The 16,808-nt window shown below is 68.8% G+C and carries 16 protein-coding genes; 12 read left to right on the top strand and 4 right to left on the bottom strand.

From position 1 onward, the window contains the following. From murD to G3W89_RS32935, 10 genes are all read left to right on the top strand, one after another. Complete coding sequence (gene murD, locus G3W89_RS04690) at positions 1 to 1,800, top strand: UDP-N-acetylmuramoyl-L-alanine--D-glutamate ligase (protein WP_162573004.1); 1,800 nt, start codon at positions 1 to 3, stop codon at positions 1,798 to 1,800. Then, positions 1,797 to 3,092, top strand: coding sequence for a putative lipid II flippase FtsW (gene ftsW, locus G3W89_RS04695; RefSeq protein ID WP_162573005.1), 1,296 nt, complete (start codon positions 1,797 to 1,799; stop codon positions 3,090 to 3,092). Before murD ends, ftsW begins: the two co-directional genes overlap by 4 nt. Positions 3,093 to 3,264: 172 nt before the next feature. After that, on the top strand, positions 3,265 to 4,326 hold the full coding sequence (gene murG, locus G3W89_RS04700) for an undecaprenyldiphospho-muramoylpentapeptide beta-N-acetylglucosaminyltransferase (RefSeq protein ID WP_162573006.1): 1,062 nt from the start codon (positions 3,265 to 3,267) through the stop codon (positions 4,324 to 4,326). A 79-nt stretch (positions 4,327 to 4,405) separates the two neighbouring features. Further along, entirely contained in the window at positions 4,406 to 5,881 is a 1,476-nt protein-coding gene (murC, locus tag G3W89_RS04705; protein WP_162573007.1) for a UDP-N-acetylmuramate--L-alanine ligase, read from the top strand. Continuing rightward, entirely contained in the window at positions 5,878 to 6,837 is a 960-nt protein-coding gene (locus G3W89_RS04710) for a D-alanine--D-alanine ligase (protein ID WP_162573008.1), read from the top strand. Before murC ends, G3W89_RS04710 begins: the two co-directional genes overlap by 4 nt. Further along, complete coding sequence (locus G3W89_RS04715) at positions 6,837 to 7,628, top strand: cell division protein FtsQ/DivIB (protein WP_162573009.1); 792 nt, start codon at positions 6,837 to 6,839, stop codon at positions 7,626 to 7,628. Before G3W89_RS04710 ends, G3W89_RS04715 begins: the two co-directional genes overlap by 1 nt. Before the next feature lie 15 nt (positions 7,629 to 7,643). Further along, a complete protein-coding gene (gene ftsA, locus G3W89_RS04720; protein ID WP_162573010.1) occupies positions 7,644 to 8,873 on the top strand; it encodes a cell division protein FtsA in 1,230 nt (409 codons plus the stop codon). Between the two features lie 157 nt (positions 8,874 to 9,030). Further along, on the top strand, positions 9,031 to 10,236 hold the full coding sequence (gene ftsZ, locus G3W89_RS04725) for a cell division protein FtsZ (RefSeq protein ID WP_162573011.1): 1,206 nt from the start codon (positions 9,031 to 9,033) through the stop codon (positions 10,234 to 10,236). Positions 10,237 to 10,393: 157 nt separating this feature from the next. Next, a complete protein-coding gene (gene lpxC, locus G3W89_RS04730) occupies positions 10,394 to 11,317 on the top strand; it encodes a UDP-3-O-acyl-N-acetylglucosamine deacetylase (protein WP_174258233.1) in 924 nt (307 codons plus the stop codon). Positions 11,318 to 11,333: 16 nt separating this feature from the next. Continuing rightward, complete coding sequence (locus G3W89_RS32935) at positions 11,334 to 11,510, top strand: hypothetical protein (protein WP_174258234.1); 177 nt, start codon at positions 11,334 to 11,336, stop codon at positions 11,508 to 11,510. On the opposite strand, the gene G3W89_RS04735 is transcribed toward G3W89_RS32935, so the two are convergent. The 3 genes from G3W89_RS04735 to G3W89_RS04745 are packed head-to-tail and all read right to left on the bottom strand — an operon-like array spanning position 11,507 to position 14,939. Continuing rightward, complete coding sequence (locus G3W89_RS04735; protein WP_162573013.1) at positions 11,507 to 12,784, bottom strand: SAM-dependent methyltransferase; 1,278 nt, start codon at positions 12,782 to 12,784, stop codon at positions 11,507 to 11,509. The two genes, G3W89_RS32935 and G3W89_RS04735, sit on opposite strands and share 4 nt — an antisense overlap. Continuing rightward, on the bottom strand, positions 12,781 to 13,575 hold the full coding sequence (locus tag G3W89_RS04740; RefSeq protein WP_162573014.1) for a DUF1365 domain-containing protein: 795 nt from the start codon (positions 13,573 to 13,575) through the stop codon (positions 12,781 to 12,783). The genes G3W89_RS04735 and G3W89_RS04740 overlap by 4 nt, the downstream gene beginning before the upstream one ends. Beyond that, positions 13,572 to 14,939: an NAD(P)/FAD-dependent oxidoreductase gene (locus tag G3W89_RS04745; protein WP_162573015.1), complete on the bottom strand. Its 1,368-nt coding sequence runs from the start codon at positions 14,937 to 14,939 to the stop codon at positions 13,572 to 13,574. Before G3W89_RS04745 ends, G3W89_RS04740 begins: the two co-directional genes overlap by 4 nt. Before the next feature lie 194 nt (positions 14,940 to 15,133). Here G3W89_RS04745 and G3W89_RS04750 point away from each other — a divergent pair, with 194 nt between their 5' ends. Beyond that, the gene (locus tag G3W89_RS04750) at positions 15,134 to 15,721 is read left to right on the top strand and encodes a sigma-70 family RNA polymerase sigma factor (RefSeq protein ID WP_232076329.1); all 588 of its coding nucleotides are present in this window, start codon (positions 15,134 to 15,136) and stop codon (positions 15,719 to 15,721) included. Next, positions 15,718 to 16,374 carry a ChrR family anti-sigma-E factor gene (locus G3W89_RS04755; RefSeq protein WP_162573016.1) on the top strand — a complete coding sequence of 219 codons (657 nt, stop codon included), beginning with the start codon at positions 15,718 to 15,720 and terminating at the stop codon, positions 16,372 to 16,374. The genes G3W89_RS04750 and G3W89_RS04755 overlap by 4 nt, the downstream gene beginning before the upstream one ends. 13 nt (positions 16,375 to 16,387) lie before the next feature. Here G3W89_RS04755 and G3W89_RS04760 read toward each other — a convergent pair whose 3' ends face one another. After that, complete coding sequence (locus G3W89_RS04760; RefSeq protein ID WP_232076331.1) at positions 16,388 to 16,807, bottom strand: DUF2177 family protein; 420 nt, start codon at positions 16,805 to 16,807, stop codon at positions 16,388 to 16,390. Between the last annotated feature and the right edge of the window lies 1 nt (position 16,808).

A 16,808-nucleotide genomic window follows, 5' to 3' on the forward strand; every position in this document is an offset into this window, starting at 1 on the left:
ATGCGCCATCTTCAAGACCAACACGTGCTGATCCTGGGCCTGGGCGCCTCAGGCCTGGCGATGGCGCGCTGGTGCGCGCGCCACGGAGCGAAGGTCACCGTGGCCGACACCCGCGAGGCGCCGCCGCAGCTCGAAGCGCTGCGTGCCGGGCTGCCCGACGCGGTCTTCGTCGGCGGGCCCTTGTCGGCCGCGCTGATCGAGGGCACCGCGGTGCGCGCGGTCTACCGTTCGCCGGGCTTGTCGCCGGCCTCGATCGCGGTGGTCGTCGAGGCGGCCAAGGCGGTGGGCTTGCCTGTGGGGAGCGAACTGGACCTGTTCGCGCGCGCGTTGGCGGACCTGCGGGTGCCAGAGCGCACAGAAGAGCCAGCGCCGCCGGCCCGGCCGGAAACGAATGCGGCCCTGGAGGCGTTGCAGCCCGACGGTGCGCCGGAATCATCGGTGATGCCGCAGGCGGAGGAAACCGCTGCGGCCAACGATCCGCAGCTTGCCGCCGAAGCCGAAGCCGAAGCCGAAGCCGAAGCCAGCCCCGAGCCCGAGCCCGTCGAAGACGACGACGATGCCGAGGCACCGACGCCGGTGCCCGTGCCCGTTCCGCCGGCCCGCAAGGGCTACGGGCCCGCGGTACTGGCCGTGACAGGCACCAACGGCAAGACCACCGTCACGGCGCTCACCGGCCAGCTGGTCGCGCGCGCCGGCAAGACGGTGGCGGTGGCCGGGAACATCGGCCCCACGCTGCTCGACACCCTCGCAGCACACATCGATGCCGGCACGCTGCCCGAGGTGTGGGTGCTGGAGCTCTCGAGCTTCCAGCTCGACGGCGTGCAGGACTTCGAGCCCACCGCGGCGACCGTGCTCAACGTCACGCAGGACCACCTCGACTGGCACGGCGACATGGCAGCCTATGCCGCCGCCAAGACGCGCATCTTCGGCAGCAAGAGCATCGTGGTGCTGAACCGCGAAGACGACCTTGTCATGGCGATGAAGCCGCCGCAGGTCAAGCTGGCCAGGGGCCAGTCGCCCCGCCCGGTCGTGACCTTCGGCGCCGGCATGCCCTTGCGCCCAGGCGACTACGGCATCGAGCGCGTCCACGGCATGGCCTGGCTGGTGCGCGCCCTGGAGGCCGACGAGACGCAGAAGCGCAAGCGCGGCGCGGCGGTCGAAGAGGAAGAGATCCATATCCAGCGCCTGATCCCGGCCGATGCACTGCGCATCCGCGGGCGGCACAACGCGCTCAATGCGCTGGCCGCACTCGCGCTCGCCACTGCGGCCGGTTGCCAGCTCGGACCCATGCTCTACGGCCTGCGCGAATACCGCGGTGAGCCGCACCGGGTGGAGCCGGTCACCATCGTGGACGAGGTCGAGTTCTTCGACGACAGCAAGGGCACGAATGTCGGTGCGACGGTCGCGGCCCTGGGCGGCCTCGGCGAGGAGCGCCGCGTTGTCGTGATCCTCGGAGGCGACGGCAAGGGCCAGGACTTCGCGCCGCTGGCCGAGCCGGTGCGTCAGTACGCACGCGCGGTGGTGCTGATCGGCCGCGACGCGCCGCTGATCGAGGCGGCGCTCGCCTCCACCGGCGTGCCGCTGCTCCACGCCGCGTCGATGGAAGAGGCGGTGAAGGCCGCCGCCGGCCGCGCGCATCCCGGCAATGCAGTGCTGCTGTCGCCGGCTTGCGCCAGCTTCGACATGTTCAAGGACTACGCGCACCGCGCTGCGGTGTTCTGCGAGGCCGTGCAGGACTGGGCCGAGTCGCCGCGCGAGGCGGGCCTCGATGCGGACTTGCCGAACGGGGCGGTTCTATGAGCTCGACGGCAGCCGCAACGCCCAACAAGGCCCCGCGCTTCTGGGAGGGCTGGTTCAGCCGTGCCAAGAGCGGCATGGACGCCCTGCCCATGCACCTGCCGGTGCGCCTGGGCAGCGCCGGCATGACGCAGACCAAGGCCGCGCCGGTGCGCGTGCTGGGCTTCGACCAGGCGCTGGCCTGGGTCACGGTCGCGCTGCTGGCCTGGGGGTTGGTGATGGTCTATTCGGCCTCGATCGCGCTGCCCGACAACCCGCGCTTTGCGCGCGCCGGCTACAGCCCGGTCTTCTTCCTCACGCGGCACATCGCCTCGATCGTGATCGCCTTCGTCGCGGCGCTGCTGGCCTTCCAGGTGCCGATGCGGACCTGGGAGCGCGCGGCGCCGTGGCTCTTCGTGGCCTCGCTGCTGCTGCTGGTCGCGGTGCTGATCCCGCACATCGGCATCAACGTCAACGGTGCGCGCCGCTGGCTGCCGATGGGTTTCATGCGCTTCCAGCCCTCGGAGCTGGCCAAGCTCGCGATGATCCTCTACGCCGCCAGCTACATGGTGCGCAAGATGGAGATCAAGGAGCGCTTCTTCCGCGCCGTGCTGCCCATGGGCGTGGCGGTGGTGGTGGTCGGCATGCTGGTGATGGCCGAGCCCGACATGGGCGCCTTCATGGTGATCGCCGTGATCGCCATGGGCATCCTGTTCCTGGGCGGGGTCAATGCGCGCATGTTCTTCCTGATCGCGGCGCTGGTGGTGGTGGCCTTCTCCACCATCGTGGCCTCCAGCTCGTGGCGGCGCGAGCGCATCTTTGCCTACCTCGACCCGTGGAGCGAAGAGCATGCGCTGGGCAAGGGGTACCAGCTTTCGCATTCGCTGATCGCCATCGGCCGCGGCGAGATCTTCGGCGTCGGCCTGGGCGGCAGCGTCGAGAAGCTGCACTGGCTGCCCGAGGCGCACACCGACTTCCTGATGGCGGTGATCGGCGAGGAGTTCGGCCTCGTCGGCGTGCTGCTGGCCATCGGCCTCTTTCTCTGGCTGACCCGCCGCATCATGCACATCGGCCGCCAGGCCATTGCGCTCGACCGCGTGTTCGCGGGCCTGGTGGCGCAGGGCGTCGGCATCTGGATCGGTTTCCAGACCTTCATCAACATGGGCGTCAACCTGGGCGCGCTGCCGACCAAGGGGCTCACCCTGCCGCTGATGAGCTTCGGCGGCTCGGCGATCCTGATGAACGTGGTGGCGCTGGCCATCGTCCTGCGCATCGATTACGAGAACCGCGTGCTGATGCGGGGAGGCCGCGTATGAGCGCCGCGCCGGGCCGCCCCAAGCAAGCGAACGCCCCCTCGGGGGGCAGCGAGGACACGCCAGTGCCGAGCGTGGGGGTCGGTATGAGCGCCGCGCCGGGCCGCCCCAAGCAAGCGAACGCCCCCTCGGGGGGCAGCGAGGACACGCCAGTGCCGAGCGTGGGGGTCCACACATGAGCAGAACGGCATTGGTCATGGCGGGCGGCACAGGCGGCCACATCTTCCCCGGCCTGGCCGTGGCCGAAGCCCTGCGCGAGCGCGGCTGGCGCGTGCACTGGCTGGGCGCGCCCGGCAGCATGGAAGAGAAGCTGGTGCCGCCGCGCGGCTTCGCCTTCGAGCCCGTGCAGTTCGGCGGCGTGCGCGGCAAGGGCCCCATCACCCTGGCCCTCCTGCCCATGCGCCTGCTTCGCGCCTTCTGGCAAAGCCTCGCCGTCGTGCGCCGCGTGCGGCCCGACGTGGTGCTGGGCCTGGGCGGCTACATCACCTTTCCTGGCGGCATGATGAGCGTGCTGCTCAACAAGCCGCTCGTGCTGCACGAACAAAACTCGGTGGCCGGGCTCGCCAACAAGATCCTGGCCGGCGTGGCCGACCGCGTCTTCACCGCCTTCCCGAACGTGATGAAGAAGGCGCAATGGATCGGCAACCCGTTGCGCGCAGCCTTCCTCTCGCAGCCCGACCCGGCGGCGCGCTTCGCAAGCCGCAACGGCCCGCTCAAGCTGCTGGTGGTGGGCGGCAGCCTCGGCGCGAAGGCGCTCAATGCCGTGGTGCCCAAGGCCCTGGCCTGCATCGCCCCCGAGCAGCGGCCGACCGTCACGCACCAGAGCGGCGCGAAGCAGATCGACGAGCTGCGCGCCAACTACGCCGCTGCCGGCGTCGAGGGCGAGCTCACCCCCTTCATCGAAGACACCGCACGCGCCTATGCCGATGCCGACCTGATCGTCGCGCGCGCCGGCGCCAGCACCGTCACCGAGATCGCGGCCGTCGGCGCGGCTGCCCTGTTCGTGCCTTTCCCTTCCGCCGTGGACGACCACCAGACCACCAACGCCCGCTTCCTGGTCGACGCGGGCGGGGGCTGGCTTGTCCAACAAACCGAATTGACACCCGAATTGCTGGCCGACTTGCTACAGAAGACCGGGCGCCCCGCGCTCATGGAACGCGCCGTGAAGGCCAAGACGATGCAGAAGACCGAGGCCGTCGAAGTGATGGTGCGCGCCTGCGAGGAACTGGCCAAATGAAGCACGCCATCAGGCACATCGACCACTTCGTCGCGTCCAGCGAGCACGCCGACGAACCGGGCTGCACGAAAGGCCGCGCATGAAGCATGCAATCCGACATATCCACTTCGTCGGCATCGGCGGCTCCGGCATGAGCGGCATCGCCGAGGTCCTGTTCAACCTGGGCTACAAGATCACGGGTTCGGACCTGGCCGACAGCGCCACGCTCAAGCGCCTCGGCGGCCTGGGCATCGGCACCTTCGTGGGCCACGATGCGGCCCACATCGCGGGCGCCGATGCGGTCGTGACCTCCACCGCCGTGCATGCAGGCAATCCCGAGGTGGTGGCTGCACGCGAGAAGCGCATTCCCGTGGTGCCGCGCGCGCTGATGCTGGCCGAGCTGATGCGCCTCAAGCAGGGCATTGCCATCGCCGGCACGCACGGCAAGACCACCACGACCAGCCTGGTGGCCAGCGTGCTCGCCGCCGCCGGACTGGACCCGACCTTCGTCATCGGCGGCCGGCTCAACAGCGCGGGCGCCAATGCGCAGCTGGGCAGCGGCGACTACATCGTGGTGGAGGCCGACGAGTCGGACGCTTCCTTCCTCAACCTGCTGCCGGTCATGGCCGTGGTGACGAACATCGATGCCGACCACATGGAGACCTACGGACACGACTTCGCGAAGCTCAAGAAGGCCTTCGTCGACTTCCTGCACCGCATGCCCTTCTACGGCGTGGCGATCCTGTGCACCGACGACCCGGCAGTGCGCACGATCTTGACGGAGGTCTCCTGCCCGATCACCAGCTACGGCTTCGGCGACGACGCCCAGGTGCGCGCCATCGACGTGCGCGCAGTGGGCCAGCAGATGCACTTCACCGCGCAGCGGCGCAACGGCGTCACGCTGCCCGACCTGGACATCGTGCTCAACCTGCCCGGCGAGCACAACGTGCGCAACGCGCTGGCGGTGATCGCGGTCGCGGTCGAGCTCGGCGTGCCTGACGAGGCGGTGCAGCGCGGCCTGGCCGATTTCAAGGGCGTGGGCCGGCGTTTCCAGCGCTATGGGGATGTCGCACTGGGCGGCAGCGCGCAGAGCCTGGGCAGCTTCACGCTGATCGACGACTACGGCCACCACCCGGTCGAGATGGCGGCCACCATTGCCGCCGCGCGCGGTGCCTTCCCGGGGCGCCGCCTGATGCTGGCCTTCCAGCCGCACCGCTACACCCGCACGCGCGACTGCTTCGAGGATTTCGTCAAGGTCATCGGCGCTGCCGACGCGGTGCTGCTGGGCGAGGTCTATGCCGCCGGCGAGCCGCCCATCGTGGCCGCCGACGGCCGCTCGCTGGCGCGCGCCTTGCGCGTGGCGGGCAAGGTCGAGCCGGTGTTCGTCGACGACATCACCGCCATGCCGCAGGCCATCCTGGACAACGCACGCGACGGCGACGTCGTCATCTGCATGGGCGCGGGCTCCATCGGCGCCGTGCCCGCCAGGGTGGTCGAGCAGGGCGGCGCGGCGTCGTCCTCCATCACATCCGAGCGCACGTCCGGGCAGGACATGCGCGAAGGGAGGTCCCTGTGAACCCGCAAGACTTCGGCAAGGTTGCGGTGCTGTTCGGCGGCACCTCGGCAGAGCGCGAGATTTCCATCATGTCGGGCACCGGCGTGCTCGAGGCACTTCGCTCGCGCGGCGTCGATGCGCACGCCTTCGACCCGGCCGACCGCGAGCTGGTCGAACTCAAGCACGAGGCTTTCGCGCGCTGCTTCGTGGTGCTGCACGGCCGCCATGGCGAGGACGGCACGGTGCAGGGGGCGCTGGAGCTGCTGGGCATCCCTTACACCGGCTCCGGCGTCATGGCCTCTGCCGTGGCCATGGACAAGGTCATGACCAAGCGCATCTGGCAGGCCGATGGGCTGCCCACCCCGCGCTACGCGCGCCTGGCCTTCGACCAGCAGAGCCGCAAGCAGATCATGGCGGTCCCCGACGTGCTGGGCCTGCCGCTGATCGTGAAGCCGCCGCGCGAGGGCTCCTCCATCGGCGTGACCAAGGTCCAGGGCTACTCGCAGATGCAGGACGCCGTCGCCCTCGCCGTGCGCTACGACTCCGACGTGCTGTGCGAGGAGTTCATCGAAGGCGAGGAAGTCACCTGCGCCGTGCTGGGCAGCGGCCTCGACGCGCAGGCGCTGCCCGTGGTGCGCATCGCCGCGCCCGAGGGCGCCTACGACTACCAGAACAAGTACTTCACCGACGACGTGAAATACCACTGCCCGAGCGGCCTGCCAGAGACCGAGGAGCAGGAGATCCGTCGGATCTCGCTGGCGGCCTACCACCAGCTCGGCTGCCGCGGCTGGGGCCGCGCCGACCTGATGATCCGCGCCAGCGACCGCAAGCCCTTCCTGCTGGAAATGAACACCTCGCCGGGCATGACCAGCCATTCGCTGGTGCCGATGTCGGCGCGCGCGGCGGGCATTTCCTACGAGGACTTGTGCCTGCGCGTGCTGGCTTCCGCCACGCTCGATTCGAAGGCGGAGATCTGATGGCCGAGAGCATCCCCGTGCCCTTCGACGTCAAGCTCATGAACGTGACCGCGACGCTGGTGTACGCGTTGTTCGCGCTCGTGCTGCTCGCGGCGGGTGCGTGGTGGGTGCTGCGCCAGCCCTTCTTTCCGCTCGCCGGGATCAAGGTCGACGGCGAAGTCACGCACAACAATGCGGTCACGCTGCGCGCCAATGTCGCGCCGCAACTGGCCGGCAACTTCTTCACTGTCGACCTGGCGAAGGCCCGCGCCGCCTTCGAGGCCGTGCCCTGGGTGCGCAAGGCGGTGGTGCGGCGCGAGTTCCCCAACAAGCTGCGCGCGACGCTGACCGAGCATGTGCCGGTGGCGCACTGGGGCGAAGAGGCGGATTCGCGCCTGATCAACGGCTTCGGCGAAGTCTTCGATGCCAATGTCGCCGAGGTCGACGACCTGCTCCCTCGGCTCGACGGCCCGCCGGAGCAGGCGGGCCAGGTGCTGGGCATGTACCGCGTGCTGCAACCGCTGTTCGCGCCCCACGAGCTGGTGATCGAGGAATTGAAGCTGTCGCGCCGCGGCAGCTGGAGCGTGGTGCTGGACAGCGGCGCGGTGCTCGAACTCGGGCGCGGTCGCGCCGAGGAAGTGGCCGCGCGTACGCAGCGTTTCCTGACCACGGTGACGCAGGTCGCCCGGCAGTACGGGCGCACCGTTGCCTCCATCGAGGGCGCCGACCTGCGGCACAACGAGGGCTATGCGCTCCGGCTGCGCGGCGTCACCACGGTCACGACAGAGCCGCCATCCCCCAGGAAGAAATAGAGAACAGAGGAATTCATGTCCAAGGAATACAAAGACCTGGTTGTCGGACTCGACATCGGCACCGCCAAGGTGATGGCGGTGGTGGCCGAGGTGCTGCCGACGGGCGAGCTCAAGCTGGCGGGGCTGGGCATCGCGCCGAGCAACGGGCTCAAGCGCGGCGTCGTGGTGAACATCGACGCCACGGTGCAGAGCATCCAGCAGGCGCTGAAGGAAGCGGAGCTGATGGCCGACTGCAAGATCAGCCGCGTCTACACCGGCATCACGGGCAGCCACATCCGCGGCATCAATTCGAGTGGCATGGTGGCGGTCAAGGACAAGGAAGTCACGCAGGCCGACGTGGCGCGCGTGGTGGAGACCGCGCGTGCGATCAACATCTCCAGCGACCAGCGTTTGCTGCTGGTGGAGCCGCAGGAATTCGTCATCGACGGCCAGGACGTGAAGGAGCCGATCGGCATGAGCGGCATGCGCCTGGAAGCCAAGGTCCACATCGTCACCGGCGCGCAGAGCGCGGCCGAGAACATCATCAAGTGCGTGCGCCGCTGCGGCCTGGAGGTCGACCAGCTGATGCTGAACCCGCTGGCCTCCAGCCTGGCGGTGCTGACCGAGGACGAGCGCGAGCTCGGCGTGGTGCTGGTGGACATCGGCGCGGGCACCACCGACGTGGCCATCTTCACCAACGGCGCGATCCGCCACACCGCGGTGATCCCGATTGCGGGCGACCTCATCACCAGCGACATCGCGATGGCGCTGCGCACGCCCACCAAGGACGCCGAGGACATCAAGGTCGAGAACGGCTATGCCAAGCAGCTGCTGGCCGATCCCGAGACGCAGGTCGAGGTGCCCGGGCTCGGCGACCGCGGGCCGCGCATGCTCAGCAAGCAGGCGCTCGCCGGCGTGATCGAGCCGCGCGTTGAAGAGATCTTCTCGCTGGTGCAGCAGGTGGTGCGCGAGTCGGGCTACGAAGAGGTCTTGTCCTCCGGCGTGGTGCTGACCGGCGGCAGCGCGGTGATGCCCGGCATGGTCGAGCTCGGCGAAGACATCTTCCTGAAGCCGGTGCGGCGCGGCATTCCGAAGTATTCGAGCGCGCTCTCGGACATGGTCGCGCAGCCGCGCGCCGCGACCGTGATGGGCCTGCTCGAGGAGGCACGCCATGCACGGCTGCGCGGCTTCAAGGTGGCCCAGAAGAACGGCTCGGTGAAAACCGCGTTCGGCCGGTTCAAGGACTTCATCGTGGGGAACTTCTGACGATGGACAGCACACCACTTTGGCGCGCAAGGGGCAGCCCCCCACGGCATTTCAATGAGCGATGGCGGCGCACCGGACCGCCAAAGGAGCGTAGACGGTGACCCTCAAAACAACCCATTCGTACAAACAAGGCAACTGCAATATCAAGGAGTCAGAAATGGCCATCGAAATGATCGAAATCGAAGAGTTCAACCAAGGCACGCAGATCAAGGTGATCGGCGTGGGCGGCGGCGGCGGCAATGCGGTCGCCCACATGATCGAGCGCCGTGTGCAGGGTGTCGAGTTCATCTGCGCCAACACCGACGCGCAGGCGCTCCAGCGCAGCAACGCGCACAAGACCATCCAGCTCGGTACCAACGGACTGGGCGCGGGCAGCAAGCCCGAGAGAGGGCGCGATGCGGCCGAGGCGGCGGTGGACGACATCCGCGGCGCCATCAACGGTGCGCACATGCTGTTCATCACGGCCGGCATGGGCGGCGGCACCGGCACCGGCGCGGCGCCGGTGATTGCGCGCGTGGCCAAGGAGATGGGCATCCTCACGGTCGGCGTGGTGACCAAGCCCTTCGACTGGGAAGGCGGCCGCCGCATGACCAATGCCGACAGCGGCCTGACCGAGCTCGAGGCGAACGTCGACTCGCTGATCGTGGTGCTCAACGAGAAGCTGCTCGACGTGCTGGGCGAGGACGTCACGCAGGACGAGGCCTTCGCGCACGCCAACGATGTGCTGAAGAACGCCGTCGGGGGCATCTCGGAGATCATCAACGAGTACGGCGGCGTGAACGTCGACTTCGAGGACGTGCGCACCGTCATGGGCGAGCCCGGCAAGGCCATGATGGGCACGGCCGCGGCCTCCGGCCCCGATCGCGCGCGCATCGCAGCCGAGCAGGCGGTGGCCTGCCCGCTGCTCGAGGGCATCGACCTGTCGGGCGCCAAGGGCGTGCTGGTGCTGGTCACGGCGTCGAAGAACTCGCTCAAGCTGAGCGAATCGAAGTTGGCAATGACCACCATCCGCGCCTTCGCCGCGGAAGACGCGCACGTGATCTACGGCGCCGCCTACGACGAGAGCCTGGGCGACGAGATGCGCGTGACCGTGGTCGCCACCGGCCTGTCGCGCCAGGACGCGCGCCGCCAGGCGCCGACCCTGGAGGTGATCCGTACCGGCACGGACAACATCCCGTTCGGCGTGCCGACGCTCGGCGGCACGATGCAGGGTCAGCCTGGCCAGCCCAACTACGACGGCATGGCCGTGCCCAGTGTGTGGCGCACCAACCGCACCATGGCTGCGGCCAAGGTGGATGCGCTGTCGACAGGGGGCATGGACGACATCGAGATCCCGGCCTTCCTGCGCCGCCAGGCAGACTGATGTTGCCCCCACGCTCGGCACTTCGTGTCCTCGCTGCCTCCCGAGGGGGCTGCGTCCGCCTTGGGGCGGCCCGGCGGCGGACGGCTCGATGACGGCTATTGCGGAGATAGCGAGGCGCACGGCGCGCCGGATGCCTCGCGCTCCTAGAATCGCTGCCGTGCTCCAGCAACGAACCCTGAAATCCATCACCCGCGCCGTTGGCGTGGGGCTGCACAGCGGCCAGCGGGTCGAGCTCACGCTTCGGCCGGCGCCGGTCGATGCCGGCATCGTGTTCCGCCGCGTCGACCTGCCCGAGCCCGTCGAGATCCCGATGCGGGCCGAGGCCGTGACCGATACACGGCTGGCATCGACCGTCTCTGCCAAGGGCGCCAAGGTGCAGACCGTCGAACACCTGATGTCGGCCTGCGCGGGGCTGGGCATCGACAACCTGCTGATCGACATCACGGCCGACGAAGTGCCGATCCTCGACGGCTCGGCCTCGTCCTTCGTGTTCCTGCTGCAGAGCGCGGGCATCGAGCTGCAGAACGCGCCGCGCCGCTTCATCCGCGTCACCCGGCCTGTCGAGGTGCGCGAGGGCGAGGGGCATGAGCTCAAGTGGGCGCGCCTCGTGCCCTACCACGGCTACAAGCTGAGCTTCGAGATCGACTTCGATCACCGCGTCGTCAACGCGAGCGGCCAGCGCTTCGAATTCGACCTGGGCTCGGGCTCCTACAGCCGCGACATCGCGCGCGCGCGCACCTTCGGCTTCACAAAAGAGGTCGAGTACATGCGCTCCAAGGGCCTGGCGCTCGGCGGCGGTCTCGACAACGCGATCGTGATGGACGACACCAAGGTGCTCAATGCCGGCGGGCTTCGCTACGACGATGAATTCGTCAAGCACAAGATCCTCGACGCCATGGGCGACCTCTACGTCATCGGCCGCCAACTGCTCGCGGCCTATAGCGCGTTCCGATCGGGGCATGCGCTCAACAACAAGCTGCTGCGCGAGCTGCTGGCCCAGCCGGACGCCTACGAGATCGTCAGCTTCGACGACCAGCGGCAGGCGCCGGCCGGCTTCGCCGAAGTCGCGCGGGCCTGGTAAGTCGCCAAGACACACGATGCTGCTGTTCCGCTGGGCCATCCTGTTGCTGCTGCTCGTGGCCGGCGCTTCCTTCGCCTTCTATGCGGGCACCGGTCAGCCCAAGTACAAGCGCTTCGGCTGGGTCGTGCTCAAGTGGACGCTGCTGGCGGCCCTGGGTTTCTTCGCCGTGCTCATTGCCGAGCGCGTCGCCTAGGCGCTGGCCGGGAACTTCAGCCTGTACAAACCGACATCGACGCGCCCCGCACGGAATCCGGCCTCGCAATAGCAGAGGTAGTACTCCCACAGTCTGCGAAAGGACGCGTCGAAGCCCAGTTTCTCGATGTCGGGCCAGGCACGCAGGAATCGCTCCCGCCATTCGACCAGCGTGGCCGCGTAGCTTTCGCCAAAGGACAGCGCCTTTTCCAGCACCATGCCGGCGCGCTGTGCATGCGCGTGCAGTGCAGCTTCCGGCGGCAGCATTCCGCCAGGAAAGATGAAGCGCTGGATGAAGTCCGCAGCTTCGCGGTAGCGATCGAAGTGGGCGTCGGCGATGGTGATCACCTGCAGCACGGCGACGCCATCAGGCTTCAGCCGGCGGCGCAGGGTGTTGAAGTACAGCGGCCAGTAGCTTTCACCGACGGCTTCGAGCATCTCGATCGAGACGATGCGGTCGTACTGTCCGCCGACATCACGGTAGTCCTGCAGGCGCAGGTCCAGCCGCGTGGCCAGGCCCTCGTCGACAGCACGCCGGCGCGCATGCGTCAATTGCTCCAGAGACAGCGTCAGTCCGGTCACCCGCGCACGATGGCGCCTCGCCATCGCCACCGCAAGTGCGCCCCAGCCGCAGCCGATCTCCAGCACCGAGGCGTCGGCTTCGAGTGCGAGCAGATCAAGAATGCGGTCGAGCTTGGCCGCCTGCGCGGCTTCGAGCGGCTCGTCCCCGCGCGTGTAGAGCGCGCTCGAGTAGATCAGCTCCTGGTCGAGCCACTTCCCATAGAAGTCGTTGCCGAGGTCGTAGTGGAAGGCGATGTTCTCGCGGCTGCCACGGCGCGTGTTGCGCCTTGCGAGGTGGTGCAACCGGTGCAGCCAGTGTGCCGGCAGGGCGGCCTCGAGCGATCCGGCCCAGCTCGACTCATTGTGCAGGCCCGACGCCAGCAGCGCGGCCAGGTCCGGGCTCGACCAGTCGCCGTCGCGGTACGAGCGGGCCAGGCCGATGTCGCCCTGCAGCAGCAGACGCAGCAGCGGGCGCCAGCGATGCAGCACGACCGAGGCGTGCGGGCCCGGGGCGGCACCACGGCCCTCGAGGCGTTCGCCGTCCGGCAGCTCGACCGAGAGCGTGCCGAAGTGCAGGCGGCGCAGCAGGCGCGTCATCAGGTGGCGCAATGGGCGCGTGGCCAGGGCCGCCAAAGGGCCGATGGAGGGCTTGGCCGTCGCCATCGCGTCGAACAGGCCCGAAGGGTCTTGCGGCGTGGGAGATGAGGTGCTCATGAATGCTTGTTGTCGACGACGGTGACCTTCCGCTCGGGCGCGCCTGGACGCCGACGCAGCCGAAGGCCCTTGGCCCAGAGATGCAGGGCCTCCCAGTGGATAGCCGCAATCACCTTCAGCGTGAGCAGCGGGAAGGCGACGAAGGCACGCAGCAGCTGCCGGTCGTCGAGCGTGCGCCGCCGTGCATCGAAGCAGGCCGTGAGCACTGGCCCCTCACCGTCGCTCGCCGTCACGGCGATGCGCAGCCGTTCGTCGTGCTCTCGCGGGGTGGTGATGGCGAAGCGGTAGCGCATGTCGAGGGCAAGAAAGGGCGAGACGTGGAAGCGTTTCGCGCAGTGCTGCGTGAGCTCGCCTGCCTGGCGATGCGCCTCGTCCACCGGGATGAGGTAGCTGTGCCGCTCGCCGAAGGTGTTGTTGACCTCGTAGAGGATGGCCTGAAGGCCGCCGACCGGGTGGTGGCAGAAGTAGACGCTCAGGGGATTGAAGGCGTAGCCCAGGATGCGCGGCATGGCCAGCAGGCGGATGGCGCCGCCGGTGGCGAAACCTGCGGCGTGGAGCTGATCTTCGACGTAGGGGCGCAAGCCCTGATCGCCGCCAGCGCCGTGGTCGCGCTGGTGCAGGCTGAAGAGATTGAAGCGGTCGAGAGAGAAGAACCGCAGCCGGTCTGCCAGCCGAGGCAACTCGTCGAGGTCGAGCAGCAGCGAGAACACGCGGTAGCGCAGCCGATGCACCACCGGCCGCAGCCGCTGGTGCATGACGCTGCCGCTGTAGAGCGCGGAGTGTTCGCTCATGAAGCACGGGCCAGCGTCGCATGCCGGTGAATGCGACCCGACTCGTCGGCCACTGCCCAGGGCCTGCGCACGCCGCCCAGCGCCTCGGCAACGGCGAGTCCGGCCTGCAACCCGTCTTCGTGGAAGCCCGCGCCGAAATAGGCGCCGCAAAACCAGACGCCGCGCCGGCCCTGCAGCGACCAGAGCGCGTGCTGGGCCCGGATCGCGGCGGCGTCGAAGAGAGGATGCTCGTACACCTCGGTGTGGAACACCTGTGCCGGCTCGTCCCTGGGATTCAGCGTGAGGAACAAGGGAGCGGCGCCGGGCAGCTGCTGCAGGCGGTTCATCCAGTAGCTCACGCGAGGCGCTTCCGCAATCCCTCGCGTTCCGGTGTAGTTCCAGCTCGACCACAGGCGATGTCGATGGGGCATCACCGTGGCGTCGCCGTGGAGCACGGCGTGGTTGCGGGTGTATTCGAACGCGCCGAGCAGTCTTCGCTCTTCGGCGTTCGCATCGGCCAGCAGGCGCAGGGCCTGGTCGGCATGGGTCGCGATCACGACGTGGTCGAAGCGCTCGGGCGCCGGCCGGTCCGCCGTCTGCACGAGCACGCCTCCCGCGCCGGCCTGCACCTGGACCACGGCGCTGCCCAGGCGAAGGCGTGGTCCCAGCCCTTTCGTCAGGCGCTCGACATAGCGTCGGCTGCCGCCCCGCACCGTGCGCCACGCGTGGCGCTGCCCGAGCGCCAGCAGTTGGTGGTTTTCGCAGAAGCGCACGAAGGCTTCGGTCGGATACTTGCCGATGCGCGCTGGCGAGGCGGACCAGATGGCGGCGGCCATCGGATAGAGATGGTCCTCGCGAAAGGCGCGGCCGTAGCCGTGCAGGTCCAGGTAGGCGTCCAGCGGCATGAGTCCGACGGACCCCGCGTCCGCCGGCGCCCGCCGGTAGAAGCGGAGCACGTCGCGCAGCATCGACCAGAAGCGCGGGCTGACCAGGTTGCGACGCTGGGCAAACAGGGCGCGCAGGTCCGTGCCGGCGTACTCCAGGGCGCCGCCGTCCAGGCTCACCGCGAATGACATATCGGTGGGATCGGTCGCCACGCCGAGGTGCGCGAAGAGCGCGCTCAGGTTCGGGTAGGTCGCCTCGTTGTAGACGATGAACCCGGTATCGACCGCCACGGCGCCGGTGGGGCCGGAGAGCTCGACCGTGTTGCTGTGGCCGCCCGGCCGGCCATCGGCCTCGAACACCGTCACCTGGTGCTGCTGCCCCAGCAGCCAGGCGGCCGACAGGCCGGAGATGCCGCTGCCGACGACGGCAATGTCGAGCACGGGGCCGTCCGGGCCCACGGGGGATGGCGGATGCTCTTCGATGCCGTTCGCGAGGCGCATGGCTGGCCTTGTGGGTGATGGTTTCGGTTTTGACGCTGGGAGTTGTACGTGCCAGCGACGCTTTTGGATCTGATTGCGCGAAACGCTGTGATCTAATGCCGCGCGCGACGCGTAAGAACCGCATGCGCATCGCCCCACAGTCAGAGAACGCCGCTTCCGGACCCGCCGGACTGCGAGCGCCCTGGCTGTCGATCGTGACCAAGGAAGAGCGGCGAGGATCCGTGCCGACCCCCGAGGAACTCAACGCATTGTTCAGAGCCGTGGCCCTTGCCGGCGACCGGCAGGCTTTCGCGGCGCTGTTCAAGCACTTCGCACCGCGCGTCAAGGCCTACCTGATGCTGCGCGGCACCGGCGAGGCCGTGGCCGAAGAGTTGACGCAGGAAACCATGGTCACCCTTTGGCGCAAGGCCGCCCTGTTCGACCCTGAACGGGCGGGGCTGTCCACCTGGATCTTCGCCATTGCCCGCAACCTGCGGGTCGACCACCTCCGGCGTCCGGCGAACCGTGCCGTTGCCGATGAGGACGATCAGGCGAGCCAGATTCCAGATCCGCTGCCCGGTCTCGACGAGCAGGTGCTCGCCAGGCAGCGCGAGTCGCGCGTTCGAGTGGCGATGTCCCGGCTCTCGCAAGACCAGGCGCACATCCTGCGGTTGTCCTTCTTCGAAGAGCATCCCCACGCCCGGATCGCGGAGGAGCTCGGGCTTCCGCTGGGCACGGTCAAGTCGCGCGTGCGCCTCGCGGTGAACCACCTGCGGCGATTGCTCGAGGGGCTCGAACCATGATCCGCCACCATCCGCCGGACGATCTGCTGCTGTCGATGGCGGCGGGCACTTTGTCCGCCGGACCCGAGCTGGTCGTGGCCAGCCACCTGGAGACGTGCGCCGATTGCCGCGGCCGGCTGCATTCGCTGGAGATAGCCGGCGGCGTGATGCTCGAGGCGTTGCCGCCCGAGACGCTCTCTTCCCAGGCATTGGCGAAGACCCTGGCCGCCATTGACGCCCCGCCGCTTCGTACGCGCGCCCCCGACGTGGTGCCGCGCGCACGACCGCCACTGCCGCCCGGCATGGCCTGGCCGCGCGCACTCGAAGCCTGCAGTGCCACGCCCTGGCGCTGGCTGGGCCCTGGCATGCGCTGGAGCCGACTGGTGCTGCCGGCCGATCCGAAAGCCAAGCTGTTCCTGCTGCGCATCGGCGCGGGCATGAGCCTGGCACCTCACACGCACAGCGATTGCGAGCTCACGCAGGTGCTGCATGGCGCTTTCCATGACGGCCGCGACCTGTTCGGTGCGGGGGACTTCGATGCTGCCGACGACACCGTTCATCACCAGCCGATGGTGCAGGACGGCGGCGACTGCATCTGTCTCGCCTCGGTCGAGGGCCGCATGCGCTTCGACGGCCGCCTGGCGCGAACGCTGGCCGCGTTGATCGGCATGTAGCCGCCGCGACGCCTCAGCGGGCGGCGCCGCCGAAAGCCAGCACGGCGCGGCATCCCGCCGCTGCAGCCGCCGCCGTGACGAAGGTGCCCCAGCCCAGGTCGATGAGGGTCAACCGCCAAGGCCAGTCCTTCAGCGTGGCCTGATTGGTGAAGTCGTAGGTCGCATAGGCGAACAGGCCGAGCAATGCGCCACGCCCGAGAGCCGAGGTCCACGATCGTGCCTCCACCGCCGGCGCGACGGCAAAGATCACGATGCCAGCGACATACAGCACGTAGAAGGTCAAGGCGGCTTTCACGTCCATGTCGGGCCGCATGAGGTGGCCGATCGCAGGCCGATACACGCGGCTGGCCATCGTGCCCAGCCAGGCGGCGTCGAGCGCCAGGAACACGAGGGCCGAGCTGGCATAGGCGGTGAGGAACTGGCGCATGAACATG

It is taken from the genome of Variovorax sp. PBL-H6, from assembly GCF_901827155.1.
Taxonomy (GTDB): Bacteria; Pseudomonadota; Gammaproteobacteria; order Burkholderiales; family Burkholderiaceae_C; genus Variovorax.